Origin of the sequence: Cellulosimicrobium sp. E-16, from assembly GCF_049913115.1 — a bacterium.
GTDB lineage: Bacteria > Actinomycetota > Actinomycetes > Actinomycetales > Cellulomonadaceae > Cellulosimicrobium.
In genome coordinates this window covers 4,265,569-4,290,974 of the sequence record NZ_CP183974.1, presented here as the reverse complement: position 1 = coordinate 4,290,974, position 25,406 = coordinate 4,265,569, and the positions used below count along the sequence as shown (strand labels likewise).

Sequence of the window (25,406 nt, the reverse complement as noted above, 5' to 3'; positions counted from 1 at the left end):
CGGGGCTCAGCCGACGACCGCCGCGTCCCGCGGGACCGCGGCCCAGCCGGTCCGGCGCGCGACCAGGTCGGTCCAGCCGAGCCGGCCGGTGGGCGACCACGTCGTCACGTAGCGCCCGGGCCGGAGGCGGTCGTCCGTCGCCCACAGGACGGTGAGCGCCGCCTCGGCGGTCCGGTCGCCCGCGTCGGCCAGGAGCGTGAGCTCGGCGACCCGGTCCGTGAGCGCCGCGGTGCGTTCGTCCGGGGCGACGCCGGGCAGGGCGGACGCGCCCCACACGTCCCACAGGAGGAGCTCGTGCCGTTGGCGGTGCGCGAGGTCGGCGAGCACGTACCGCTGCACGAACCCGGCACCCGTCAACCACGGCAGGTCGGGATCGGCGCCGTGGTCGGCGAGGTCGCGCCGCCCGGCGCGATAGGCCGTCCAGACCTCGGCGGCGGTCTCGAAGGGCGCGCCCTCGCCCGTCGGCATGTCGTGGAGGTCGAACGCGCGCGAGCCCTGCTCGAGCTCCGGGTCGGACCGGACCCAGCGCTCGCCGTCGTGCCGCTCGACCACGACGTGGTCGTGGTGGAACCCGCCCTCACCCAGGTAGTCCGTGAACCCGAGCCGCGTGCGGGCGGGGACGTCGTGCTCGCGGAGCACGGCCACGGCGAGGAGGGAGTGGTCCCGGCAGCACCCGCCGGCCCGCTGCTCGGGGGAGCGCGGCGCGGCGAGCGGGCCGGGCGCGCGCTCCGTGACCGCGTCGAGGATCGACGAGACCCACCGCCGGTCGACGTCGTCGAGCTGTGCGGGGGTGGGCGCGGTCGCTCCGGCGCGGTAGTGCACGACGGCGTTCGTCACCGCAGCGTGGAGGCTCGCCGGGTCGGGCGCCACGGCCGCGAGGAGCGGGCCGTGGTGGCGCGGGTCGGAGCAGGGGCTGTGGGCGGCGTAGCGCGAGACGTCCATGCGTCGACCCTCGGGCCCGCCCCAGGGGCAGGGTCAAGCCTCCTTCCGGTGGCGGTGCGGTGGCCGCCGACCTACGGTCGGCGCAGCCGCTCGGCGTCGAGCGCGCGAGCCGTGCACCGACCGACGAGGGAGCCTGAGCCATGTCCGACGCGAGTACCGGGTCGAGCACCGAGGAGAGCACGGCGACGAGCGCCGCGGCCGACGCGCTGGCGGCGGCGGTCGCCGCGGTGAGCACGCCCTCCCCGGTGGACACCCCGCTGGGTCGGTTCGAGCTGGTGGACGGGGTGCCGACCCCGGAGTCCGTCGAGCGGCTCTACGGCTCGCTGGACTTCCTGCGCGGCGTGGAGGCGTTCCTCAGCGCGATGCCCGGTGCGTCGCTCGTGGCGATGCGACGCGGGTTCCGCGAGCTCGGCCTCCTGCGCTCGAACCAGGTCGGGTACACCGACCCGCGGGCCGACTCGGGCGGCATCTTCCTCACGCCGAACACGGCGACCACGTACGGGTCGCTCTTCGTCGACCTGCGCGAGACGGGCCCGCTCGTCATCGAGCCCCCCAAGAACTCGCTGTGCGTGGTCGACGACTTCTGGTTCCGCTACGTCGCCGACATGGGCATCGCGGGTCCGGACCGCGGCGAGGGCGGCCGCTACCTGTTCCTCCCGCCCGGATACGACGGCGAGGTCCCGGACGGCTACTTCGTCTACCGGACGCCCACGTTCACCAACTGGGTCGTGCTGCGCGCGCTGGGCGGCGTGCCGGCGATGAAGGAGACGCGGATCTACCCGCTCGCCGACGCGGGGGACCCGCCCCCGACGGAGTTCGTCAACATCGCGGGGACCCGCGTCAACACGGTCCATGCCAACGACGCCTCGTTCTTCGACGAGGTCGCCGAGATCGTCGCGGAGGAGCCGACGAGCGCGCTCGACCCCGAGCGCGCCGGGCTGCTGCGGGCCGTCGGCATCGTGCCCGGCCGCCCGTTCGCCCCGAGCCCGGAGCTGCGCGCGACGCTCGACACGGCGGCCAAGGCCGGTGCGGCGATCAGCCGCGCGCTCGTCTACTCCCCCCGCGACCCGGAGGCGCGCGTCGCTCTCGGGTCGAGCTGGCTCCAGGCGTTCCTCGGCGGCTCGTACGAGTTCCTCGCCGACGGCGCGCGCCTGCTCGACGCTCGTGCGCAGTTCCACTTCTTCGCGACCGTCATCACGCCCGCGATGGCGCACGCCCAGGTCGGGGCCGGGTCGGCGTACGCCTACACGGCCCACGACGCGCAGGGCCGGATCCTCGACGGCGCGCGCACCTACCGGCTCGTGCTGCCGCCGAACCCGCCCGCGAAGAACTTCTGGTCGGTGGACCTCTACGACACCCAGACCCGGTCGCTGCTCCAGACCGACAACCCGTACCCGAGCCTCCTGAGCCTCAGCGGCACGGTCGCGACCGAGGAGGACGGCAGCACCGTGCTCTGGTTCGGCCCGGAGCCGCCCGTGGGACGCGAGTCCAACTGGGTCGGGACGGTCCCGGGCAGGTCGTGGTTCCCCATGCTGCGCCTGTACGGGCCGCTCGAGCCGTGGTTCGACCGCACGTGGCTCCCGGGCGACCTGGAGCTGGTCGAGGACTGACGCCCGGGGTCAGTGCGCGCCCACGGCGGGCCCGACGGCGAGCGCGACGTCCGCGACGACCGCGTCGGGCTCGTCGGACCACGGGACGGCGTACACCTCGCGCGACGGGGCGTGCGCCAGCCCGGTCGCGACGCGCAGCGCGTCGAGGTACCCGACGATCTGCGGGAAGCGGCAGTCGCGCGAGGGGACCTCGACGTACGCCTCGGTGCGGGCCGGGTCCTCGCGGAGCACGACCGGCCCCGCAGGGACGACCGCCCCGCGGTACGGGACGCACGCCTCGACGCGCCCGGGGACGTCGCGGCCGACGGGCGAGTGGTAGATCACCCAGTGCGCGGCGCCCGCCTCGGCGCCGGCCGCGGCGAGGTATGCGCGGATCGTCAGCAGGTCGGCGCTGAACGTGGGCACGAGGTCGGCCTGGGTCGTGGACGACGTGATCGTGGCGACCGTGCACGCGGGGACCTCGCGCCACCGGGCCTCGGCGTCGCCGCGCCGCACGGCGAGCCGCCGCGCGAGCTCCTCGGCGGTCGCGCGCTGCTCCGCGAGCGACCGCTGCCGCTCGTCCCACCATCCCAGGAGGACGTCGCGCACGTCCCGCGGGTCCGCGTCGAGCACCTCGGGGACGCGCGCGAGCGGCACGTCGATCCGGCGCAGCAGCGCCAGGGCACGGCCCCGCTCCACCTGCTCGGGCGCGTAGGCGCGGTAGCCCGTGCGGGGGTCGACGCCGGCCGGGACGAGCAGCCCGTTGGCGTCGTAGAGCCGCAGCGCCTTGATGGACAGGCCCGACGCACGCACCATCTCGCCGCTCGTGAGCGTCTCCGCCGTCGGGCGCTCCCCCTGCTCCTGCGTCACGCGTCGAGCGTAACGAGGGGAGCACGTCGCGCCAGGGCGACGGCGCGCCGTCGGGCGGCACTACCCTGGCCAGATGCCTGACGACCTCACGCAGACCGCCACGCCGACCCCCGCGGAGCGGGAGGAGCCGCAGGCGCCCGTCGCGCCGCGCCGCCCGGCGCCGCGCACCCACCACGGGGAGACCGTGGACGACGACTACGAGTGGCTGCGGGACAAGGAGTCGCCGGAGGTCGTCGCGCACCTCGAGGCCGAGAACGCGTACACCGAGGCGCGGCTCGCGCACCTCGAGCCGCTGCGCGAGCGGATCTTCGAGGAGATCAAGGCGCGCACCCTCGAGACCGACCTGTCCGTGCCCGTGCGCCAGGGCGCGCACTGGTACTACGCGCGCACCGTCGAGGGCTCGCAGTACCCGATCCGGGCACGCGCGCCCATCGACGCGAGCCTCGGCAGCGACGCGCCGTCGTCCTGGGTACCGCCCGTGCTGGAGCCGGGCGTGCCCGTGCCGGGCGAGCAGGTGCTGCTCGACGACAACGTCGAGGCCGAGGGCCACGACTTCTTCTCGCTCGGGTCGTTCGACGTGTCGGTCGACGGGACGCGGCTCGCGTACGCGGTCGACGTCGTCGGCGACGAGCGGTACACCCTGCGGATCCGCGACCTGGAGTCCGGCGCCGACCTCGTCGACGAGGTTCCCGGGACGTTCCCGGGCGCCGTCTTCTCCCCGGACGGGCGGTACGTCTTCTACCCGACGGTCGACGACGCGTGGCGGCCCTGGCGCGTGTGGCGCCACGAGGTGGGCACGCCCGCGACGCAGGACGTCGTCGTCTTCGAGGAGCCCGACGAGCGCTACTGGGTCGGCGTCGGCGTATCGCGCTCGCAGCGGTTCGTGCAGATCGACGTCGGCTCGAAGATCACGTCGGAGACCTGGCTGATCGACGCCGCCGACCCGACGGGCGAGGCTCGCGTCGTGTGGCCGCGGCGCGAGGGCGTCGAGTACACGGTCGAGCACGCCGTCCTGCCGAGCACCTGGTTCCCCGCCGTCGAGCCCGAGGGCGATGGTGGGAAGGCGGGGGGAACGACGCCAACCTCGGGTTCGGCGGGGGAGCGGCGGGACGTGCTGCTCGTGCTGCACAACGACGGCGCGGAGAACTTCGAGCTCGTCGTGACCGGGGTGCCCGACGGCGGCGCCTCGCCGGGCGGGCCGGCCGGACCGGGCGACGCGACCGTCGTCGTGCCGCACGACCCCGAGACCCGGCTGGAAGGGGTCGACGCCTTCGCCTCGCACCTCGTCGTCTCCTACCGGCGCGACGCCCTGTCGCGGGTCGGGGTGATCGACCTCGCGTCGGCCGAGCCGCCGCGGCCCGTGGGCCTGCCGACGCCGATCCGCACGGGCGACACCCCGGCACCCTCGGGCGACCACTGGCACGTGCACGAGGTCGCGTTCGACGAGCCGCTGTACACCGCCGCGCTCGCGGGCAACCCCGAGTGGGACCAGCCGAACGTGCGCCTGTCCTACGCGAGCTTCGTCACGCCGTCGACCGTGTACGACCTGCGCGTGGAGACCGACGAGCTCACGCTGCTCAAGCAGCAGCCCGTGCTCGGCGGGTACGACGCCGCGGACTACGTGCAGCGCCGCGAGTGGGCCACGGCCGAGGACGGGACGCAGGTGCCGGTCTCGCTCGTGTGGCGGCGCGACGCCGTCGGGCTCGACGCGACGGGCACGGGCGCGGAGCCCGCGCCGCTGCTGCTCTACGGGTACGGGTCGTACGAGATCAGCATCGACCCGGGGTTCTCGATCTCGCGCCTGTCGCTGCTCGACCGCGGCGTCGTGTTCGCGGTCGCGCACGTGCGCGGCGGCGGCGAGATGGGGCGCCGCTGGTACGACGACGGCAAGACCCTCGCCAAGCGCAACACGTTCACCGACTTCGTCGCGGTCGCGCGCCACCTCGTCGACGCGGGCTGGACGAGCCCCGAGCGGCTCGTCGCGCAGGGCGGGTCCGCGGGCGGCCTGCTCATGGGCGCGGTGACCAACCTCGCGCCCGAGCTGTTCGCGGGCGTGCTCGCGCAGGTCCCGTTCGTGGACGCGCTCACGTCGATCCTCGACCCGTCCCTGCCGCTGACGGTCGTCGAGTGGGACGAGTGGGGCGACCCCCTGCACGACCCCGAGGTCTACCGGTACATGCGCACGTACACGCCGTACGAGAACGTGCCCGACGACGCGGCCCACTTCCCGCGGATCCTCGCGGTGACGTCGCTCCACGACACACGCGTGCTCTACGTCGAGCCGGCGAAGTGGGTCGCGCGCCTGCGCGCCGCCGGGGCCCCCGCGCTGCTGAAGATCGAGATGCACGCCGGCCACGGCGGCGTCTCGGGCCGGTACGAGGGCTGGCGCGAGGTCGCGTACGAGGACGCGTGGGTCCTCGACGTGCTCGGGCTCGCGGCGCGGTGACGGTCGGGTGAGCGGCCCGACGCCCGCGCCCGACCCGCGGACCTCGCGCGACGCGACGCCCCCGGGGACGGCGGCGCTGCTGCTGCGCCCGGTCGGCTACCTCGCGATCGGGCTGGTGTGGACGGCGATCGGGCTGTTCGTCGTCGGGCTGTACCTCGCGGTCGCGGCGTACGGGCTGTTCGAGCCGCCCGCGGACCAAGAGCCGTGGGCCGAGCTCGTGGCCTCGCCCGGTGCCGTGCTCGGCCGGCTCGCCGTGCTCGCGCCGATCTTCGTCGTGCTCGCGGGGCCGGTCGCCTGGTACCTGTCGTGCGCGATCTGGCCGCTCGCGGCGCTGTCCTTCGTGTACGCCGGGCGGGCGCTGCGGCCGTCGTACCGCGGCGACCGGCTGTCGTTCACGAGCCGGGTCGCGCCCGGCACGACGCTCGGCCAGCCCGTGCCCGGGCCGGTCGCGATGTCGCTCCAGCCGCAGCGGCGCTCGCGGCTCACGGACACGCTCATGCGCTTCTACGCCTGCGGGTGGAACCTGGACTTCCGCGAGTTCTGGCCCGCGGTCCCGGCGGGGATCGCCTGGGCGCTCGCGAGCACCGGGGCGTCGACGGCGCTGCCGTCGGGCTGGCGGGTCGGGCTCGTCGTGGTCGCGGTCCCGTTCGCGCTCTGGTCCGTCGTCGCGTTGCGCCGGGCCTGGACCTGGCGGTTCCACCGGGAGCGCGCACGCCTGGCGGCGCAGCGCCGCCTCGAGCGGCACGGCGACCGGTACCGGATCGACCCGCGCGTCGTCCGCACGCGCCCGCAGTCGGCCGAGCACCGGGCCGGTGTCGAGGCCCAGCGCGCCGAGGCGCGCGTCGCGCAGGACCGCCTCACGAGCCTGTCGAGCGACGAGATCGGTGAGCGTCGCGAGGCCGTGCTCCGGGCGCGCCGCGACCGCGAGGCGCGGGAGGCGCGGGAGGCTCGCAAGGGGGCGCGTCGGGACCGGCGGGGCGGGACGCCGCCGGACCGCTGAGCCCGCCGCCCTGGGGTCGGACGGCCTGCGTTCAGGGGCGGACGAGCCGGAGCGGGGTGTCGGAGGCGCGGACCGTGACGGTCTGACCCCAGGCCGCGACGAGGCGGTCGTCCTCCATGCCGTCGCCGAACACGACGAGCCGGTCCGAGGCGACGGTGAGGGCGACGTCCGCGCCGTCGTCCACGACACCCTCCGTGAGCGTGGCGCCCGTCGCGGGCGACGGCCACGCCTCGCGCACGAACCAGCCGAGCCGGTGCTCGGTGCGGGCCGGCGCGGGCCGGCCGCCGCGGTCGTGCGCGAGCGACGCCCACCAGCCCGTCGCGCCGGTCCCCGTCGCGACCAGGACCCCCGACGACGACTGCCGCTCCTCGCCCGCCGCGCACCGGAGCGTGTAGCGCGCGCTCTGGTGGCTCGGGTGCCCGACGAACACCTCGTTGAGCGCCGTGAGGTGCTGCCCGTCGTCGAGGTCGGCGCGGACCATGGTCAGCGCGTCGACGGGAAGGACCGCCGCGGGGTCGGCCCCGCCGGCGGGGACGTCGACGCCGAGCTCGCGCAGGAGGGTCGTCGCGTCGGCGACCGAGTGCCGCACGAGCACGCCGGCGTTGACCCCCGGCTCGGGATCGACGCCCAGCACGGGCTGCCCGAGCAGGTACTTCGCGACGTTCGCGACGAGGCCGTCCTGCCCGACGGCGACCACGACGTCCTCCGGCGCGAGGAGGAAGCGCGACAGGTCGGCGCGCTCGACGTCCGCGCGCGCCCAGCCGTCGGGCACCGCGCCCGCGACCGCCGCGCGCGCCGCGGTGAGCGCGTCGTGCCGAGCCTGCACCTCGCCGAGCGACCGGCCCCGCGAGCGGAGGAAGAACTCCGCCTGACCGCGCGTGCCGTGCCGGTCGAGGAGCTCGTCGAGCTCGGTCCGCCGGTGCACGACGACGGCGCGTCGCCGCAGCATCGTCAGACCGCCTTCCCGGTGGTGCCCGCCGTGGCGCCCGACCTCGTGCCGCCCGTCGTACCGCCTGGGCGCGGGGCGCCCGGTCCGCCGTCGGGCCCACCGAGCGCGCCGCCCAGCAGCGAGCCCAGCACACCCGTCAGGAGGTCGGGGGTGATGGTGAGGTTCTGGACGTCGGGGAGCGAGCCCGCCGCCTCGCGGACCGCGAGGGCGAGGAGCGTGCCCTGCCCGGCGCTCGCGTAGACGTCCATGCGGGCCTGCTCGGCGGCGGCCTCGGCCGCGCCGACGACGCGCACCTGCTCGGCCTTCGCGTCCGTCGCGAGCTGCGCACGCTCGGCGGTCGCGCGGGCGTCGACCAGCGCGGCGGCGGCCTTCTCCTCGGCCTCGCGCCGGGCGTTCGCGCCCTCCTGGGCGACGAGGCGCTCGCGGCGCGTCGCGAGCTCGATCTTGCTCGCGAGCTCGTTCTCGGCGATCGCGCGCTCGCGCTCGACCGCGAGGGCCCGGCGCTCGTACGTCGCGCGGTCGGCCTCGGCCTGCACCCGCTCGCGCGCCGGCGTCTGGAGCGCGCGCTCGACGTCCTTCTCCGGCCGGACGGCGAGCACCTGGACGCCGATGACGACGATCCCGGTCGCGGTGAGGCGCGGGTCCGTGGTCAGCGCCTCGGCGAGCACGTCGCGCACGCGCGGCACGCCGGCCGTGAGGGCGTCGGCGAGAGGCATCGCGGCGAGCGCGTCGGCGGCGCGGCTCTGCGCGAGCCGTCCGACGATGCTCGTCACCTGGTCGCGGCCGGCGGCGCTCGTCTCGCCCGTGCGCGGGTCCACCGCGAAGTCGAGGCGTCGCGAGGCGACCACGGGGTCGGCGAACCGGTAGGTCACGCCGGCCTGGACGGTGACGTCCTGCTGGTCGGCGGTCACGGCGTGGAAGAAGACGGGCAGCTCCTGGTCGTCGACGGGGACCTCCGAGAGGACGGACGTCGTCGGGCGGAACCAGAACGCCTGCCCGACGCCCTCGTGCGCGACGCGCCCGCGGCGCAGGTGCACGACATGCCCGGTGGGGCTGCCGAGGAAGTGCCGGGTCCACGGGTAGGTGCGGATGGTGGCCATGGTTCGTCTCCGTTCGTTCTCGTCGCTCTGACGATAAAGACGCTAGACCTCTTCGCTCGTTCTCGTCAACCTGACGCTAATGTGCGACGATGGCTGCATGACCGCGTCCGTCAGCCAGACCCCCGACGTCCCGCCGACCGCCGCGCTGCTGCCCGTCACGGTCGACGTCGTCGCTCTCACGGTCCGCGACGACGCCCTGCACGTGCTGCTCGTGGAGCGCGGCGTCGAGCCGTTCCGCGGCGCGCTCGCGCTCCCGGGCGGGTTCGTGCTGCCGGAGGAGGGGCTCGCCCGGGCGGCCCGGCGCGAGCTCGCGGAGGAGACCGGCGTCCGCCCGCCCGGCCACCTCGAGCAGCTCCGCACCTACGGGCCGCTCGGCCGTGACCCGCGCGGGCCGGTCCTCTCCGTCGCCTACCTCCTGCTCGCGCCGGAGTTCGGCGTCGTCCACGCGGGGTCCGACGCCGGGGGAGCGGCCTGGCACCCCGTCGAGCCCTTGCTCGCGGCGACCCCGGGCGGGCCGACGGCGCCGGGCGACCGAGCACCGTCGGGCTCCGGGCTCGCGTTCGACCACGCGCGGATCCTCGCCGACGGCGTCGAGCGCGCCCGCGCCAAGCTCGAGTACTCGGCGCTCGCGACGGCGTTCTGCCCGCCCGAGTTCACCGTCGCCGACCTGCGGCGCGTCTACGAGGCGGTGTGGGGCGTGCGGCTCGACCCGCGCAACTTCTCGCGCAAGGCCACGACCACCCCCGGCTTCCTCGCCGACACCGGCCGCACGACGTCGGGCGGCACCGGCCGCCCCGCGACCCTCTACCGCGCCGCGCCGACCCCGGGGATGTCGCCGGGCTCGGCGTCGGGCGTGACCACGACCCCGGGTTCGGCAGCGGACCCTGACCTCGCGCCGGCGAGCGTGCCCGCCGTCCTCGACCCGCCGCTCATGCGTCCGCGACGCTGACCGCCGCGACGCGGGGGAGAACTCCCCCTCGACAGGGGCGCGGGGCTGAGTACGCTCGCGCGCATGTCGACCTACAGCTACTGGCGCAGCGACCAGGGCAACATGCAGGCCCTCTCGGACGAGCTCGCCGCGCAGGCCGCGATGGCGCGGTCGCGCGAGGCGTCGCTCAGCCGGCGCCTGCGCTCGCTCGAGGGCGACCTGTCCAGCCGCGTGGAGGTGCTCACACGCCTCGTCAACGCGCTCATCGAGCTCGGCGAGGTGCGCGAGGAGCTCGCGCTGTTCACCCCCGCCCGACGCGCCCGGGACGCGGCGCGCGCCCTGACGCGCGCGGTCGCGGCGGGCGAGGGCGACGTGTCTCACCTGCGCCGGTCGCCCGACCTCGCCGACGTGCCCGGCTACTGGCTCGTCCCCGCGGCGCTCGCCGTCGCCGAGCTGCCCGGGGGACGCCTCGACCCCGAGGCGGCGCAGGAGGCGCTGCTGCGCGACCGCCGTCGGGCCGCGACGTACCTCGTCGCGGTGTGCGCGCTCGTCGGGCAGCCTGCCCTCGCGCGCGAGTGGACGCCCTGGGTGCTCGACGCCCCCGTCCTGCCGGCGGCCGGCTGGGGCAGCGCCGGCGGCGTGCCCGAGGCGGCAACGGAACGTCCTGCCGAGGAGCCGGACGAGATCCTCGTGACGACCTCCGAGCGGGCGCTGTGGCGCGCGGCGGCCGCGGGGCACCTCGGGGACGACGGCGTGGCGGTCGTCCGCGCGGCGCTCGCCGACCGTGTGGCCCTGCTCGACGACGACGCGCACGCCCGCTGGCGCGCCCGGCTCCTCGAGGCCGCGCCCGCGCTCCCCGGGAGCGGGGACGACTGGGGCTCGCCCGAGGCCGGGGCAGCCGACGGGCCGGGGACGCGTCGCCGGGCCGCGGCGCCCGACGCCCTCCCGTTGCTGCGGTCCTGGACCGCGTGGTCACGGGCCGTCGTCGCCGGGGAGGTCGCCCTGCCCACGGCGGCACCGGGCCCGCTCGCCCTCGGGGCGTCGTCGGGCAGCACGGGCGCCGCCCCCGGCACCGCCGCGACGCCGAGCGGCGACCCGGGCCCGGGCGCGGCGCTGCTGCGGGTCGTCGGGTCGCTCGTGAACGAGGGGGCGCCCGTGGAGCGCGGCCTCCTCGAGCGGGCGGAGCTGCTGGCCGACCGCGTGGGCCGCGCGCCCGAGGACGACGGCCCGGAGTGGGACGCGTCCGCAGGCACGCTCGTCGACCTGCTCGTCGACGACGCGCGCGGCACCGACCCGGGGCTCGCGGCGCTCGCGGCACCGCTGCTCGTCGACGACCTGCGCGTCGCGAGCCACGCGCGCGCCTCCGAGCTCGCGGCGACCCCGGCACCGTCGCGTGCGCTGCGCCTCGCGGGCCGGACGGTCACCGTCACGCCGGCCGACGACGGTGCGGCGCCCGCCGCGACGGCACGGTCGGAGCTCCTGGCGCGCCCCGTCGACGGGGCGTCGTGGGGCGTCGTCGGCGGGGTCGGGGCGATCGCGGCGGTGACGCTCGTGCTCGGGACCGCGGTCGCGCCGGCCTGGTTCGCGGTGACCGTCGTCGCGGGCGTGGTCGCCGCGTGGCAGTGGTTCTCGGGCGAGCAGCGCGCGCGGGACCAGCGCGCGGCCGCGCGGGCGAGCGCGGAGCGGTTCGACGCCGAGCTGGCCGAGGCGCGCACCGCGGTCGCCGCGGAGGCGGAGCGTGCGCGGACGCAGCGCGAGGCGGTCGCGACCGTCGTCGACGACCTCGACGACGCCCTCGCCGCGCTCGGCGCGCCGACCTCCGCCTGACGTCCCCGCCCGTGCCCCGACAGGGCCGGACCGCCCGCGCTCACTGGCCGTCCGACCCTGCTCGGCACGTGCTCGAACAGAGCCTCCTCCGGCGTTCGAACAACGGCTTCGAACACCGGATGAACTGTCGGTGAACAGTGGCCGAAGAATCCACAGGATGGTCGAGCGCGCTCCGGGGATGACCCCACCATGGACGACGTGACCGAGACGCTCCTGCTGGTGCTCGTCGTCGTGACCGCACTGGCCTTCGACTTCACCAACGGCTTCCACGACACGGGCAACGCGATGGCTACGTCCATCGCCACCAAGGCCCTCAAGCCCAAGACCGCCGTCGCCCTCTCCGCCGTCCTCAACATGGTCGGGGCGTTCCTCTCCCTGGCCGTCGCGGCGACCATCGCGAAGGGTCTGGTCGACGCCAACGTCATCACCCTCGAGGTCGTCCTCGCAGGGCTCGTGGGCGGCATCACCTGGAACCTCCTGACCTGGTTGCTCGGCATCCCGTCGAGCTCGTCGCACGCCCTCATCGGCGGCGTCGTGGGCTCGGTGCTCGCGGCCGTCGGCACGCAGGGCGTCATCTGGAGCGGCGTCGCCGCGAAGGTGCTCATCCCCGCGCTGCTGGCCCCGCTCGTCGCGGTGGGCGTCGCGAGCGTCGGCACGTGGGCGGTCGCCCGCCTCACGCGCGACGTGCCGGAGGACGTGTCGACCCGCGCGTTCCGCTGGGGACAGGTCGGCTCGGCCTCGCTCGTCTCGCTCGCGCACGGCACCAACGACGCGCAGAAGTCGATGGGCATCATCCTGCTCGCGCTCATCGCGGCGGGCGCGGTCCCGGCGGACTCGGGCGTGCCGTTCTGGGTGATCCTTGCCTGCGCGTCCTTCATGGCGCTCGGCACGTACCTGGGCGGCTGGCGCATCATCCGCACGCTCGGCAAGGGCCTCGTCGAGATCGACACCCGCCAGGGCATGGCCGCCGAGACGTCGTCCGCGGCCGTCATCCTCATGTCCGGCCTGTTCGGCTACTCGCTCTCGACGACGCACGTCGCGACCGGCTCGATCCTCGGCTCCGGCGTCGGGATGCCGGGCGCCAAGGTCCGCTGGGGCGTCGCGGGCCGCATGCTCGCCGCGTGGGGGCTGACGCTCCCGGCCGCCGGCCTCGTCGGCGCGGCCTGCTACGGCATCCAGCACGGGATCGGCGGCGCGGCCGGCACGGTCGTCGTGTTCGCGATCCTCGTCGCCACCTCGGTCGCCATCTGGGTCGCGTCGCGCCGCAAGCCCGTGGACCACAACAACGTCAACGACGCCTGGGAGGAGGGCGCGGTGGACGCCGGGCTCGAGACCGAGGTCGTCGAGGCGCGCGAGGCAGCGCTGGAGCGCCGCCTCGACGCGGCCGACCCGTTCACCGACGCCGCGCCGCAGGCCGCGTCGCCCGTGCCCGCCTCGGGCGCACCCACCGTGACCCCGACCGCCGCGCGCCAGCGCGCGAGCGTCTGACCCCGGCAGCCCGGAGGAGAGAACCGTGTTCGTCGAGATCGACTCGCTGCTCAAGGTCGTCGTCGCCGGCCTCGTCGTCGGCGCCGGCCTGCCCGCGCTCTTCGCGCTCGGGGTCCGGCTCGCCGCCGGTCGCGCCGTGCCCGTCGAGGTCGGCACCCCCGACGGCCGCTTCACGTCCGACGGCCGCACCGTGCGCGTCGAGCGCGCCACCCGCGGCCGGCAGGTCGGCGCGCTCGTGTGCTTCGCCGTCGTCGTCGTCGCGATCGCGGTGGGCATCGCCTTCATCGCGAGCGGCGGCCACTGAACGGCTCACCCCCCGCTGAGTGCGTGAAAGAGTCGCGGTCGGACCGATTCGACCGCGACTCTTTCACGCACTCAGCGCGAGGGGGGTCAGGCGGAGTCGCGCACGACGAGGGTCGGGTCGAACAGGACCGAGCGAGGCTCGGTCTCCGGGTCGTCGATGGCCGCGAGCAGGAGGCGCGCCATCTCCGCCGCCATCTCCTCGACGGGCTGACGCACCGTCGTGAGCGGGGGGTGCGCCTGGTGCGCGACCGTGGAGTCGTCGAACCCGACGACCGCGACGTCCTCCGGGACGCGCCGCCCGGCCTCCTGGAGGACCGTGGACGCGCCGTCGGCCATGAGGTCGCTCGCGCCGAACACGCCGTCGACGTCGGGGCGTGCCGCGAGGAGCTCGCGGGCCGCCGCCTCGCCGCCCGCCCGCGTGAAGTCGCCCTCCGCGACGAACGGCTCGGGGAGGCCCGCGGCCCGCACGGCGTCGAGGAAGCCCTCGAGCCGGGCACGCGCGAAGGGGACGTCGGCGGGTCCGGCGACGGTCGCCAGGCGCGTCCGGCCCCGGGCCAGCAGGTGCTCCGCCGCGAGCCGGCCGCCCGCCGCCTGGTCGAGGTCGACCCAGCTCACGCCGACCGACTCGTCCGCCCCGTCGAGGTGCGTCGACAGCACGACCGGCACGGACAGCGCGGCGAACCGCGCGGGGAGCGGGTCGCCGGAGCTCGACGTGATGAGCAGGACGCCGTCGACGTGACCCTGGCGCACGTAGCGCACGACCTGGTCGTGCGCGGGCGGGTCGGCGGGCAGGATCGCGAGGTGGATGTCGCGCGGGCGGAAGACCTGCTGCGCCCCGGCCGTCACCCGACCGATGTAGGGATCGGTGAACAGGCGCTCCAGGAACGGGCTGGTGTGCCGCCGCTCCGTCGGCTCGGAGACGACGAGCGCGACCGACCCGGTGCGCCGGGTGACGAGGGTGCGCGCGGCGAGGTTGGGGACGTAGCCCGTCTCGTCGATCGCCTTCTCGACGACCGCGACGATCGCCGGGTCGACCGTCGGCACCCCGTTGATGACGCGGGACACGGTGGCTCGGGAGACGCCGGCGACGGCCGCGACCGCCTCGAGCGTCGGGCGGGGAGAGGAGCGACGGGCAGCCATGTCGTCAGTTATACCGCCCGCCCGGGGCCGTGCGGCCGGTCGTCGCCCGCGGGCGGTGGGCGGCCTCGCCGGGGCCGGGACGCCGGACGGTGCCCGACGGCGCGGGAGCAGCACCGCGCCGTCGGGCATCGGGGTGCGGGCGCTGGAGGGACGCCCGCCGTGGACCGGTCACCGGGAGAGGCGGGGCCTCACCACGGGAACGGGCCGGCGACCCGCAGGGGCCGCCGGGTGCGGGCGCTCACCGGTACACCCGCACGTAGTCCACGAGCATGCGGGACGGGAACGGCGTGCTCGCGTCAGGAGCGCCCGGCCAGTCCCCGCCGACCGCGAGGTTGAGGATCAGGTAGAACTCGTGGTCGTAGACCCACGGACCGCGCGTCGACTCGACGGTCTCCTTCGACGCGTAGAACGTGTCACGCCCGTCGAGCGAGAACTGGATGCCCTCGCTGTCCCACTCCGCGGCCCACACGTGGAAGTCGTCGGCGAAGCGCGCACCGCCGGGCAGGGTCGCCGGGCCGCCGTAGCCGCCTGCCCCCCAGTACGCGGGCGCGTGCAGCGTCGAGTGCGTGATCGTGGGCTCGAACCCGACGTTCTCCATGATGTCGATCTCGCCGTTGTACGGCCACGGGCGGCCCTCGAGGAAGTCGGAGCCCATCATCCAGAACGCCGGCCACAGACCCTGGCCCGCGGGGATCTTGATCCGGGCCTCGAAGCGGCCGTACTGGGTGTTGAGCGACGTCGACGTGTTCATGCGGTGCGACGTGTACTCACGGCCCTGGGCGTTCTCGCGGCGCGCCTCGAGGACGAAGTGCCCCTGGCCGTCGTGGAAGCCGTTGCCCGACGCCGTGTAGACCTGGTGCTCCGCGTTCTGCGGCATGCCGGGGTCGATGTGCCACTTCGCGGCGTCGGCGGGCGTGCCGGCCGGGGCGTCGAACTCGTCGGACCAGACGAGCTCGAGGTCGTCGAAGTCGGGGTCGGCGGGGTCGGCGGGCGGCGTCGTGGGTGCGCCGCCGGTGCCGTACACCTGAAGCTCCCACAGCGAGTAGCCGTACGCGCTGCTGCGGTCGTTCATGTGCACGCGCACGTGGCGACCGTCGGCGTCGAGCGGGATCGTCTCCTTGAACCCGCTTCCCGTCGTGGTGGAGAACACGGGCCGCCACGACGACCCGTCGTCCGACACCTCGATCGCGTAGCCCGTCGCGAACGCCGGGTCCCACTGGAGGACGACCTGGGTGACGTGCGCGGGCGCGCCGAGGTCGACGGCGATCCACCCCTCGTCGACCCAGCCGGTGTCCGGGGACGTGGCCCAGCGCGACGCCGGGTCGAGGTCCAGCGCCTTGTCCGGGGTGCAGTCCCAGCAGTTCGGGTCGAGCGTCTGGGAGCTCGACGCCGACCCGGGCCTGCCGTAGGAGAGCAGGCGGGCGGTGCCGGGCTCGGGTTCGCCCGTGCCCCCCTCGTCGCCGAACACCTGGAGCTCCCAGAGGGACACGCCCCAGACGGTCGCGCGCTGCGTGGCGGTGAGCCGCACGTAGCGCGCGGCGACGTCGAGGGGCAGCGTCTCGTCGCCGCCCTGACCGTTCGTGGTCGAGTACGCGGTCGCCCACGCGGCGCCGTCGGTCGAGACCTCGATGCGATAGCCGGACGCGTACGCCGTCTCCCAGTCGAGCTCGACGCGGTCGAGGTCGTGGGCGGTGCCGAGGTCGACCTGGATCCAGGCGCCGTCGGCGTGCGCGCTGGACCAGCGCGTGCCGCGGTCGCCGTCGACGGCGGCGGCCGCGGTGCTCCAGCCGAACTCCGTGCTCGACGACGTCGCGCTGCGGCCCTGCGAGAGCGGGTCGCCGGGGGCGGCGGTCGCGGGAGCCGGGACGAGCGCGCCGAGGGCGAGGAGCCCGACGGCGGTCGTGGCGGCCGCGAGGACGCGGCCGCGGGGCCGTGGTCGGGGCCGTCGGGAGGTGCTGCTGGCGGTGCTGCGGGTGCCGCGGGACGCGGTGCGCATGGACGTGCTCCTTCGGACGTCGGACGGGTCGCGAGCTGCTCGGAAAGTCGGGCGAGCCGCTGTGCTCGCGCCGATAGAGCGCTCTCTCACACCCTGGACCAGCCGGTCCGCGGAGGTCAAGAGGGCGGAGCAATATTTCTTACTGACCAGTCAGCCAGTTGTTGTCGGGTCAGCCCAGGCGCTCCTTGGCGGTGAGCACGCGGAGCACCGCGGCGTCCACCTTGGCCGCGAACGCCGGGTCGGTCGTCGCGCGCTCGACGACCGCCGCGACCATGGGCTGCACGACGCTCGGGTCGGCGGACGCGAGCACCATGTCGCCGCCCGCGTCGATCGTCAGCACGGCGCGGTCGGCGGGTGACCACGCCTGCACCTGCTGCGCCGCGGACACGTCGTCCGTGATGACGACGCCGTCGAACCCCAGGTCGCCGCGCAGCATCCCGTCGACGACGACGGGCGAGAACGCCGCGGGCAACGACCCGTCGATCTGCGGGTAGACGGCGGTGGACGTCATGACGAACGCGGCGCCCGCCTCGATCCCCGAGGCGAAGACGGCGACGGACGGGTCGTCGCGCGTCGTCACGTCGTCCGTGACGCCCGCGTCGGTGTCGGTGTTCTCGGTGACGCGGCCCAGCCCCGGGAAGTGCTTGATCGTCACGTCCACCCCGGACGCCTCCATGCCGGCGCTGAAGGCGTTCGCGTGCGCCGTCACCGTGTCCGGCGTGGTGCCGTAGTTCCGCTGGAAGTACCCGATCGGCGGGTTCTGCGCCTCCGTCCCCTCGGGCACCAGGTCCATCACCGGCGCGAGGTTGAGGTTCACGCCCGCGGCGGCGAGCTCGCCGCCCCACGTCGTCGCGTCGGCCTGGAGCGCCGCGGGGTCGAGGCCCGCCTGGTCCGTGGCCGTGGGGATCTGCGAGAACCCGGGACCGCGCAGCACCTGGACGTAGCCGCCCTCCTGGTCGGTCGCGACGAACAGCGGCGTGCCGTTCGTGGTCTCCGGCGAGACGAGCGCCGTGAAGCCCGCGACGAGGTCCGCCGTCGGGCCGGTGCCCGCCTGCGACCGCCCGGCGAGGAACACGTTGCCGACGTGGAGCTGCGACACCGCGTCATAGCTCACCTGCTGGGGGCCGCTCACGTCGACGCCGACCATGAAGAGCTGCCCGACCTTCTGCTCGAGCGTCCACCCGGCCAGCGGGTCCTCGGGCGGGGTCGACGGCGTCGGGGGTGGGGCCGACGGCGACGGGTCGGGGGACGCGGTCGGCGCGCCCGACGGTGACGGAGCCGGGGCAGGGCTCGGGCGGGTGAGGTACCACGCGACCGCCGAGACGGCGGCGAGCGTGGTGACGACGGCGACGACGATCCAGGTGGTCCGGGCACGGTGGGTCACAGGGCAGGCACCTCCAGCGGCCACCGTAGCCCGACGGGGCTCGACGGGCGGAACCTTCCGCGGCGCGACGCTGATGCCCGCGCGGGTGTCGCGTCCCGGGGCGACGGTGCGTCGTGACCATCCTCGCCCTGGCGTTCCTCGGTACCGGCAGCGCGCTCCTGCTGTTCCGCGTCCGTCGTCGTACCGACGCAGGCCCGTCAGCGCGGGGACCGGGACGAATGCCCCCGGGCAGAGACGCGGATCACAGGCCAGACTGCGTCATGGGGGAAGAGCAGCGAGGTCTCAGAGACAGACGGTGGCACCACGACCCGGGTGCCGCCGACCGCCTGACCAGGAGCGCGCATGACCCGAGGTTCCCGCCCCCCATCGTTCGACCCTCTGCGCCGAGCCGTCGCGGCTGTCACCGCGGCGACGCTCGCGCTCGCCGGGGCGGTCGTGCTCGTCACCGGGCCCCAGGCCGCACCCTCGTCCGCCGCCGCCGTCGTGCAGTGCCCGGACCCTGGCCAGTTCCCGGGCATCGGGAACCTGCCGCCGGCCTTCACCGACAACAACGTCGCGGTCTACACCGGGGGGAACTTCCTGGCCACGGGCTCGGCCTCCGAGGCCGAGGGCGTGCTGGTCGTCGGGGGGGACGCGACGTTCAACCGGACTCTCAGCGGGAGCTCGTTCAACGTCGGCACGGTCGGCGCTGGATCGCAGATCGCGCCGGACCCGGGCACGGTCATGCTCCACGTGGGCGGGACGCTCGACGTCGTCGCGCCGACGAACGTCCTCGTCGGTGCGGGCTACCAGGATCAAGGGGGCGGTGACGTCCAGGTCGGCGCGACGAAGACCGGGGCCGGGACGGTCGACACGAACAACGGCGAGCTGCGGCAGAACCTCGGGGAGGCGGCGGCGCTCGCGCCGTTCGGCGACTTCGGCGACCAGGTCGCCCAGGCCTCGACGGCGTTCGCCGGTCTGACCGGGACGCCCGCCGCGGTGGCGGGCAACATCGCGACCTTCGATGGCTCGACGAGCAGCGCGCTGCACGTGTTCACGGTGGACGCCGCGGCGCTCAACGGCGTCAACGAGCTCAACTTCAACGGTTTCACGGACGATGCGCCGATCGTCATCAACGTCGTGGGCGGCCCGGTCGACTTCCAGCCCAACTACTTCGCCGCCGACAACGTCCGGTTCGACGACTTCTCCAGCCCCGACTTCGGCAACTGGGCCTCGCGGATCATGTGGAACTTCGTCGACGCCGACGCGGTCCAGCTCGGCCCGGCGGGGGCGGCACAGTTCATGGGTTCGGTCATGGCGCCGGCGGCGGACGTCCAGCTCTACAACCACATGAACGGGCGGGTGTACGTCGGCGGCGACCTCACCTTCGGCGGCGAGGGCTCGCAGAGCGGCCTGGAGATCCACAACTACCCGTGGATCGGTCCGGGGCCGTTCAACTGCGTCCCGACCTCCAGCTTCGTCGTGCAGAAGACGGTGACGGGAGCCGCCGCGGCGGCCGTCCCTGCCGGGACGGTGTTCACGGTCCACTACTCCTACGTCACGCCGGCACCGGACAGCGAGACCGGCGAGGGTGACCTCGAGGTCCCGCTCAACGGCAACCTCGTCGCGGGCCCGGACCTTCCCGTCGGGACCGTCGTGACCATCTCCGAGCCGACGTTGCCGACCGTCCCCGGCGTGTCGTGGGGATCGCCGGTGTTCCGCGTCAACGGTGACGTGGTGGGCGATCCCGCGTCGTTCACCGTCGTCGACGGCGCGATGATGACCGTGTCGGTCGTCAACACCGCGAACGTCGGTGGTCCGGTCGGCGGGTTCTCGGTGCAGAAGGCACCGCTCCAGGGCAACGCGGCGGGCGCCGTCGACCCCGCGACGGAGTACCAGGTCGACTGGACGGCCACGCTCCCGGAGGGAGCGACGTACGACGGCGACCTCTCGGGCACGCTCACCGTGCTCGCGGGCGGCGCGGTCGTCGACGGCCCGCAGGACCTCCCGGTCGGCACGACCGTGACGTTCACGGAGGTCACGCCCGACCCGGTCGACGGCGTCGCCTGGGCGACGCCCGTCGTCGAGCCGTCGACCGTGACGGTCGGGGAGGGCCAGGACGCGCTCGTCACGGTGACCAACACGGCGACCTCGCAGGTCGGAGGGTTCACGGTCGTGAAGATCGTGAACGGCAACGCCGCGGGGCTCGTCCCGGGCGACACGGCGTTCACGGTGACGTGGACCGCCGACATCCCCGACGGCGTCGTCTACGAGGGGGAGACGACCGGCGAGGGCGTGATCCTCGCGGACGGCACGGTCTACGCCGGCCCCGTCGATCTCCCCGTCGGGACGGTCGTCACGGTCGCGGAGGTCGCGCCGCCGGCGATCGACGGCGTCGTCTGGGGCACGCCGTCCATCAGCCCGGCCGAGCTCACCGTAGGCCAGGGCCAGCCGGCGGTCGTCCAGGTGACGAACACCGCGAGCACCGTGAACGGCGGGTTCACGGTGCACAAGGAGCTCCTGGGCAACGCGTCGGGTGCGGTCCCGGGCGACACGGCGTTCCTCGTCGACTGGGCGGCGACGCTGCCCACCGGGGTCGCCTACGGCGGGCCGCTCGAGGGGACCGTGACGGTGCTCGCGGACGGGACCGTGGTGGACGGACCGCAGGACCTCCCGGTCGGGACGGTCGTGACGTTCGCCGAGCAGACGCCGCTGCCCGAGATCGACGGCGTCCAGTGGGGCAGCCCGATCATCTCGCCCGAGTCGCTCGTCGTGAGCGAGAACGGCGGGCAGCCCGCCGCGGTGACGGTCACGAACGTCGCGACCTCCGTCGTCGGCGGGTTCACGCTGAGCAAGGCGCTCGCGGGGAACGCGGCCGGGGCGGTGCCGGACGACACCGAGTTCCTCGTGGACTGGTCGGCGGTGCTGCCAGAGGGCGTGACGTACGACGGCGCCCTCTCCGGCACGCTGACGGTGCTCGCGGACGGGACCGTCGTGGACGGCCCGCAGGACCTCCCGGTGGGGACCTCCGTGGCGTTCTCCGAGCAGACGCCGCTGCCCGCGGTGCCGAACGTCGTCTGGGGTGAGCCGTCGTTCGACCCGGGCGCGGAGGTCACCATCACCGAGAACGGTGGCGAGGCGGTCGGCATCACCGTGACCAACACGGCGACCAGCACCGTGGGCGGGTTCGCGGTCGCCAAGGACGTCGTCGGCGACGCCGAGGGCCTCGTGCCCGGGACCACGCCCTTCTCGGTGACGTGGGTCGCGACGCTGCCCGCGGGGGTCACCTACGACGGGTCCCTCACGGGGACGCTGACCGTCCTCGCGGACGGGACCGTGGTGGACGGCCCGCAGGACCTCCCGGTCGGGACGACCGTGACGTTCTCCGAGACGACGCTCCCGACGATCCCGAACGTCGTCTGGGGCGAACCGTCGTTCGACCCCGCCACGCTGACCGTCACCGAGACCGGGGACACCCCGACCCTCGTGACGGTCACCAACACGGCGTCGAGCGTCGTGGGCGGCTTCACGCTCCAGAAGGACGTCCAGGGGAACGCTGCCGGGATCGTGCCCGACATCACCACGTTCACCGTCACCTGGACCGCGGTCCCGCCCCCGGACGTCACCTACGACGGCCCGCTCACCGGGACGCTGACGGTCCGGGCCGACGGGACGGTCGTGGACGGCCCGGCGGACCTCCCGGTGGGGACCGTGGTGACGTTCGTCGAGCAGACGCCGCTGCCCGAGGTCGGCGACGTGGTGTGGGGCCCGCCGTCGTTCACCCCGGCCCAGCTCACCGTCACGGAGAACGACGGCGACCCCGTCGCGGTCACCGTGACGAACACCGCGAACGCGGTCGTCGGGTCGTTCGGCGTCGCGAAGGCGGTCGCGGGCAACGCCGCCGGGCTGGTGCCCCGCGACACCGCGTTCCTCGTGGACTGGAGCGTCGAGATCCCCGACGGCGTCGACTACGACGGCGACCTGTCCGGCACGCTCACCGTCCTCGCGGACGGCACGGTCGTCGACGGCCCGGCCGACCTGCCGGTCGGGACGGTCGTGACCCTGAGCGAGCAGTCCCCGCTCCCGGAGGTCGACGGCGTCGTGTGGGGCACGCCGTCGTACGACCCGGGGACCACGGTCACCATCACCGAGAACGCCGGCCCCGTCGTCGTGACGCTGACGAACACCGCGACCACGGTGGACGGCGGCTTCTCGGTCGCCAAGGCGCTGACCGGGAACGCGGCCGGGCTGGTGCCCGGCGACACCGCGTTCCTCGTGGACTGGTCCGCGGTGCTGCCCGACGGCGTCACCTACGCGGGACCGCTGACCGGGACGGTGACCGTGCTCGCGAGCGGGGCCGTCGTCGACGGTCCGCAGGACCTCCCGGTGGGCACCACGGTGACGTTCACCGAACGCACCCCGCTGCCGCCGGTCGACGGCGTGGTCTGGGGCGTACCGACCTTCGCGCCCGCGTCGACGATCGTCGTCGTGCAGAACGGGGGCGACCCCGTCACGGTGACGGTCACCAACACGGCCACGACGGTGAACGGCGGGTTCACGGTGGCCAAGGCCGTGACCGGGAACGCCGCAGGCCTCGTGCCGGACGACACGGAGTTCGTCGTGGGCTGGACGGCGGTGCTGCCCGAGGGCGTGACGTACCCCGGCCCGCTGACCGGCACCGTCACGGTCCTCGCGGACGGGACGGTCGTGGACGGTCCGGTCGACCTGCCCGTCGGCACCGCCGTGGCGTTCTCCGAGCAGGAGCCCCTGCCCGCGATCACGGACGTCGTCTGGGGGACGCCGACGTTCGCGCCGGGCGCCGAGGTGACGATCGTCGAGGGCGCGACGGGGGTCGAGCTCACCGTGACGAACACGGCGACGAGCGTCGTCGGCGGCTTCTCGCTCCAGAAGTCCGTCATCGGTGACGCCGCGGGGATCGTGCCCGACGACACCGCGTTCTCGGTGACCTGGGTCGCGACCCTGCCACCGGACGTCACGTACGACGGCTTCCTCACCGGGACGCTGACCGTCCTGGCCGACGGCACGGTCGTCGACGGCCCGCAGGACCTGCCGGTCGGGACCACCGTGACGTTCACCGAGGCCACCCCGCCGGCGGTCCCGGACGTCACGTGGGGCGCGGTGTCCGTGGACCCCGCGCAGCTCACGATCACCGAGAGCGCCGGCGGACCCACCGCGGTCACGGTGACGAACACCGCGAACGCGGTGACCGGCTCGTTCGGGGTGGCCAAGGCGCTCGCCGGGAACGCGGCCGGCGTGGTGCCGGACGACACCGCGTTCCTCGTGGACTGGTCGGCGACCCTGCCCGACGGCGTGACGTACCCCGGCCCGTTGACCGGCACCCTCACGGTGCTCGCGGACGGCACGATCGCCGACGGTCCGGCGGACCTGCCGGTCGGGACGGTCGTGACGTTCGCGGAGCAGACCCCGCTGCCCGACGTGCCGGACGTCGTGTGGGGGAGCCCGGAGATCTCGCCGGAGTCGGTGACGATCGCCGAGGGCGACGAGCCCGCCGTGGTGACGGTGACGAACACGGCGACGAGCGTCGTCGGCGGGTTCGCCGTGGCCAAGGCGCTGGCCGGGAACGCGGCGGGCGTGGTGCCGGACGACACGGAGTTCCTGGTCTCGTGGTCGGCGACCCTGCCGGACGCCGTGACGTACGACGACCCGCTCACCGGGACGCTGACGGTGCTCGCCGACGGGACCGTCGTCGACGGTCCGCAGGACCTGCCGGTGGGCACGGTGGTGACGTTCGCCGAGACGGGACTCCCGAGCATCCCGGACGTGGTGTGGGGCGCCCCGGTCTTCTCCCCGGAGTCGGTGGCGATCACCGAGACGGGAGACGCCCCGACCGAGGTGACCGTGACGAACACCGCGACGAGCGCGGTCGGCGGGTTCAGCCTCCAGAAGGTCGTGGACGGTGACTCGGCGGGCGTCGTCCCGGACGACACCGCGTTCCTCGTGGACTGGGCGGCGACCCTGCCCGACGGCGTGACCTACGGCGGAGAGCTCACCGGCACGGCGACGCTCCTGGCCGACGGGACCGTCGTGGACGGTCCGCAGGACCTGCCCGTGGGGACGGTCGTGACGTTCGCGGAGCAGACGCCGCTGGCGGAGGTCCCGGGCGTCGCGTGGGGTGAGCCGAGCGTCGACCCCGACGGCGTGCTGACGATCACGGAGAACGACGGCGAGCCCGTGGCGGTGACCGTGACCAACACGGCGGGCACCGTGCTCGGCACCTTCACCGTCGCGAAGGCGCTCACGGGCGCGGCGGCCGGCGCCGTCCCGGAGGACACGGCGTTCACCGTGACCTGGTCGGCGACCGTGCCCGACGGCGTCGCCTTCGACGGCCCGACGAGCGGGACGCTCGCCGTGCTCGCGGACGGGACCGTCGTCGACGGGCCCGAGCTGCCGTACGGCACGGCCGTCACGCTCGCCGAGCCGACGTTCCCCGACGTCCCGGGGATCGCGTGGGGCACGCCGTCGTTCGACCCGGCCACGGTCGTGGTGGGGGCCGCCGACGCCCCCGTGGCGGTCACCGTGACGAACACGGCGGTCGCGCGGGCCGGCGGGTTCACCGTGCACAAGGAGGTCGCCGGCGACGCCGCGAGCCTCGTCCCGGGGGACACCGCGTTCGAGCTCGGCTGGACGGCCGCGCTCCCGGCCGGGGTCGGGTACGACGGCGCCACGGAGGGCACGCTCACCGTCCTCGCCGACGGGACCGTGGTCGCCGGACCGCAGGACCTGCCGGCGGGGACCGTGGTGACGCTCACGGAGCGCACCCCGTTGCCGGAGGTCCCGGGCGTCCTGTGGGGCGAGCCTGCGTTCGCGGTGGACGGCGTGGCCGTCGACCCGGCGACCCTCACGGTCGCCGCGGACACCACGGTCGCGGTCGCCCTGACCAACACCGCGAACGACGCGCACCTCGTCGGCGGGTTCGCCGTGCACAAGGTCGTCGACGGGAGCGCGGCGGCCCGCGTGCCCGACGACACGGCGTTCGCGGTCACCTGGACCGCCGACGTCCCGGGCGGGACGCTCTACGACGGCCCGACGTCCGGGCGGCTCACGGTCCGCGCCGACGGCACGGTCGTCACCGGCCCGGCGGACCTCCCCGAGGGGACCGTCGTGACGCTCGGCGAGGTCGACCTGCCGGGGATCGACGGCGTCCGGTGGGGCACGCCGGTCTTCGCGGTCGACGGCCAGCGCAGCACCGCGCTGACGGTCGCGGTCGGCGAGGTCGCGGACGTGACGCTCACCAACACGGCGAGCACGACCGGGGGACTCGCCGTGACCGGCGCGACCACGGGCGGGCTCGTCGGTCTCGGTGCGCTGCTCGTCCTCGGCGGGGCCGCGCTGCTCGCCGTGACGCGGCGCCGGACCGCCTGACGGGCGGGACGCCGTCGCCCACCGCGACGCACGACGGGCCGGTCACCCCGCGGGGTGACCG

General features: G+C 75.1%; 15 protein-coding genes. 8 read left to right on the top strand and 7 right to left on the bottom strand.

Annotated features, from left to right (window positions below; genetic code table 11):
- Window positions 1–6: 6 nt before the first annotated feature.
- Entirely contained in the window at window positions 7–942 is a 936-nt protein-coding gene (locus ACN9MS_RS18840; protein ID WP_426309919.1) for a transglutaminase-like domain-containing protein, read from the bottom strand.
- Window positions 943–1,082: 140 nt separating this feature from the next.
- On the opposite strand from ACN9MS_RS18840, the gene ACN9MS_RS18835 reads away from it, so the two are divergent.
- Window positions 1,083–2,552, top strand: coding sequence for a DUF1254 domain-containing protein (locus tag ACN9MS_RS18835; RefSeq protein WP_426309918.1), 1,470 nt, complete (start codon window positions 1,083–1,085; stop codon window positions 2,550–2,552).
- Window positions 2,553–2,561: 9 nt separating this feature from the next.
- Here ACN9MS_RS18835 and ACN9MS_RS18830 read toward each other — a convergent pair whose 3' ends face one another.
- The gene (locus ACN9MS_RS18830) at window positions 2,562–3,401 is read right to left on the bottom strand and encodes a MerR family transcriptional regulator (RefSeq protein WP_426309917.1); all 840 of its coding nucleotides are present in this window, start codon (window positions 3,399–3,401) and stop codon (window positions 2,562–2,564) included.
- Between the two features lie 73 nt (window positions 3,402–3,474).
- Here ACN9MS_RS18830 and ACN9MS_RS18825 point away from each other — a divergent pair, with 73 nt between their 5' ends.
- Together ACN9MS_RS18825 and ACN9MS_RS18820 are read left to right on the top strand one after the other, a co-directional pair.
- Window positions 3,475–5,847, top strand: a complete 2,373-nt coding sequence (locus ACN9MS_RS18825; RefSeq protein ID WP_426309916.1) for a S9 family peptidase — start codon at window positions 3,475–3,477, stop codon at window positions 5,845–5,847.
- A gap of 7 nt (window positions 5,848–5,854) precedes the next feature.
- Window positions 5,855–6,847: a hypothetical protein gene (locus ACN9MS_RS18820; protein WP_426309915.1), complete on the top strand. Its 993-nt coding sequence runs from the start codon at window positions 5,855–5,857 to the stop codon at window positions 6,845–6,847.
- A gap of 31 nt (window positions 6,848–6,878) precedes the next feature.
- On the opposite strand, the gene ACN9MS_RS18815 is transcribed toward ACN9MS_RS18820, so the two are convergent.
- Both ACN9MS_RS18815 and ACN9MS_RS18810 read right to left on the bottom strand, forming a co-directional pair.
- Window positions 6,879–7,796 carry a hypothetical protein gene (locus ACN9MS_RS18815; protein ID WP_426309914.1) on the bottom strand — a complete coding sequence of 306 codons (918 nt, stop codon included), beginning with the start codon at window positions 7,794–7,796 and terminating at the stop codon, window positions 6,879–6,881.
- Window positions 7,797–7,798: 2 nt separating this feature from the next.
- Window positions 7,799–8,896: an SPFH domain-containing protein gene (locus ACN9MS_RS18810; protein ID WP_426309913.1), complete on the bottom strand. Its 1,098-nt coding sequence runs from the start codon at window positions 8,894–8,896 to the stop codon at window positions 7,799–7,801.
- A gap of 97 nt (window positions 8,897–8,993) precedes the next feature.
- Here ACN9MS_RS18810 and ACN9MS_RS18805 point away from each other — a divergent pair, with 97 nt between their 5' ends.
- From ACN9MS_RS18805 to ACN9MS_RS18790, 4 genes are all read left to right on the top strand, one after another.
- Window positions 8,994–9,845, top strand: coding sequence for an NUDIX hydrolase (locus ACN9MS_RS18805; RefSeq protein ID WP_426309912.1), 852 nt, complete (start codon window positions 8,994–8,996; stop codon window positions 9,843–9,845).
- Window positions 9,846–9,908: 63 nt separating this feature from the next.
- Window positions 9,909–11,651, top strand: a complete 1,743-nt coding sequence (locus tag ACN9MS_RS18800; protein WP_426309911.1) for a hypothetical protein — start codon at window positions 9,909–9,911, stop codon at window positions 11,649–11,651.
- A gap of 189 nt (window positions 11,652–11,840) precedes the next feature.
- Window positions 11,841–13,139 carry an anion permease gene (locus ACN9MS_RS18795; RefSeq protein WP_426309910.1) on the top strand — a complete coding sequence of 433 codons (1,299 nt, stop codon included), beginning with the start codon at window positions 11,841–11,843 and terminating at the stop codon, window positions 13,137–13,139.
- A gap of 25 nt (window positions 13,140–13,164) precedes the next feature.
- Complete coding sequence (locus ACN9MS_RS18790) at window positions 13,165–13,443, top strand: hypothetical protein (protein ID WP_378218137.1); 279 nt, start codon at window positions 13,165–13,167, stop codon at window positions 13,441–13,443.
- 86 nt (window positions 13,444–13,529) lie between these two features.
- Here ACN9MS_RS18790 and ACN9MS_RS18785 read toward each other — a convergent pair whose 3' ends face one another.
- From ACN9MS_RS18785 to ACN9MS_RS18775, 3 genes are all read right to left on the bottom strand, one after another.
- On the bottom strand, window positions 13,530–14,582 hold the full coding sequence (locus tag ACN9MS_RS18785; protein WP_426309909.1) for a LacI family DNA-binding transcriptional regulator: 1,053 nt from the start codon (window positions 14,580–14,582) through the stop codon (window positions 13,530–13,532).
- Window positions 14,583–14,820: 238 nt separating this feature from the next.
- Window positions 14,821–16,578, bottom strand: coding sequence for a discoidin domain-containing protein (locus ACN9MS_RS18780; RefSeq protein WP_426309908.1), 1,758 nt, complete (start codon window positions 16,576–16,578; stop codon window positions 14,821–14,823).
- A 169-nt stretch (window positions 16,579–16,747) separates the two neighbouring features.
- A complete protein-coding gene (locus tag ACN9MS_RS18775; RefSeq protein WP_426309907.1) occupies window positions 16,748–17,962 on the bottom strand; it encodes a glycoside hydrolase family 3 N-terminal domain-containing protein in 1,215 nt (404 codons plus the stop codon).
- A 342-nt stretch (window positions 17,963–18,304) separates the two neighbouring features.
- Between ACN9MS_RS18775 and ACN9MS_RS18770 the strand changes: the two genes are divergently transcribed.
- Window positions 18,305–25,345 (top strand): DUF5979 domain-containing protein, encoded by a 7,041-nt coding sequence (locus tag ACN9MS_RS18770; RefSeq protein WP_426309906.1) that lies wholly within the window; start codon window positions 18,305–18,307, stop codon window positions 25,343–25,345.
- Window positions 25,346–25,406: the final 61 nt, after the last annotated feature.

What these genes read in the sequence shown, in the direction of transcription:
- ACN9MS_RS18840 (WP_426309919.1), bottom strand. Translation starts at nt 942, where the DNA reads ATGGACGTCTCGCGCTACGCCGCCCACAGCCCCTGCTCCGACCCGCGC.
- ACN9MS_RS18835 (WP_426309918.1), top strand. Translation starts at nt 1,083, where the DNA reads ATGTCCGACGCGAGTACCGGGTCGAGCACCGAGGAGAGCACGGCGACG.
- ACN9MS_RS18825 (WP_426309916.1), top strand. Translation starts at nt 3,475, where the DNA reads ATGCCTGACGACCTCACGCAGACCGCCACGCCGACCCCCGCGGAGCGG.
- ACN9MS_RS18815 (WP_426309914.1), bottom strand. Translation starts at nt 7,796, where the DNA reads ATGCTGCGGCGACGCGCCGTCGTCGTGCACCGGCGGACCGAGCTCGAC.
- ACN9MS_RS18810 (WP_426309913.1), bottom strand. Translation starts at nt 8,896, where the DNA reads ATGGCCACCATCCGCACCTACCCGTGGACCCGGCACTTCCTCGGCAGC.
- ACN9MS_RS18805 (WP_426309912.1), top strand. Translation starts at nt 8,994, where the DNA reads ATGACCGCGTCCGTCAGCCAGACCCCCGACGTCCCGCCGACCGCCGCG.
- ACN9MS_RS18800 (WP_426309911.1), top strand. Translation starts at nt 9,909, where the DNA reads ATGTCGACCTACAGCTACTGGCGCAGCGACCAGGGCAACATGCAGGCC.
- ACN9MS_RS18795 (WP_426309910.1), top strand. Translation starts at nt 11,841, where the DNA reads ATGGACGACGTGACCGAGACGCTCCTGCTGGTGCTCGTCGTCGTGACC.
- ACN9MS_RS18785 (WP_426309909.1), bottom strand. Translation starts at nt 14,582, where the DNA reads ATGGCTGCCCGTCGCTCCTCTCCCCGCCCGACGCTCGAGGCGGTCGCG.
- ACN9MS_RS18780 (WP_426309908.1), bottom strand. Translation starts at nt 16,578, where the DNA reads ATGCGCACCGCGTCCCGCGGCACCCGCAGCACCGCCAGCAGCACCTCC.
- ACN9MS_RS18770 (WP_426309906.1), top strand. Translation starts at nt 18,305, where the DNA reads ATGACCCGAGGTTCCCGCCCCCCATCGTTCGACCCTCTGCGCCGAGCC.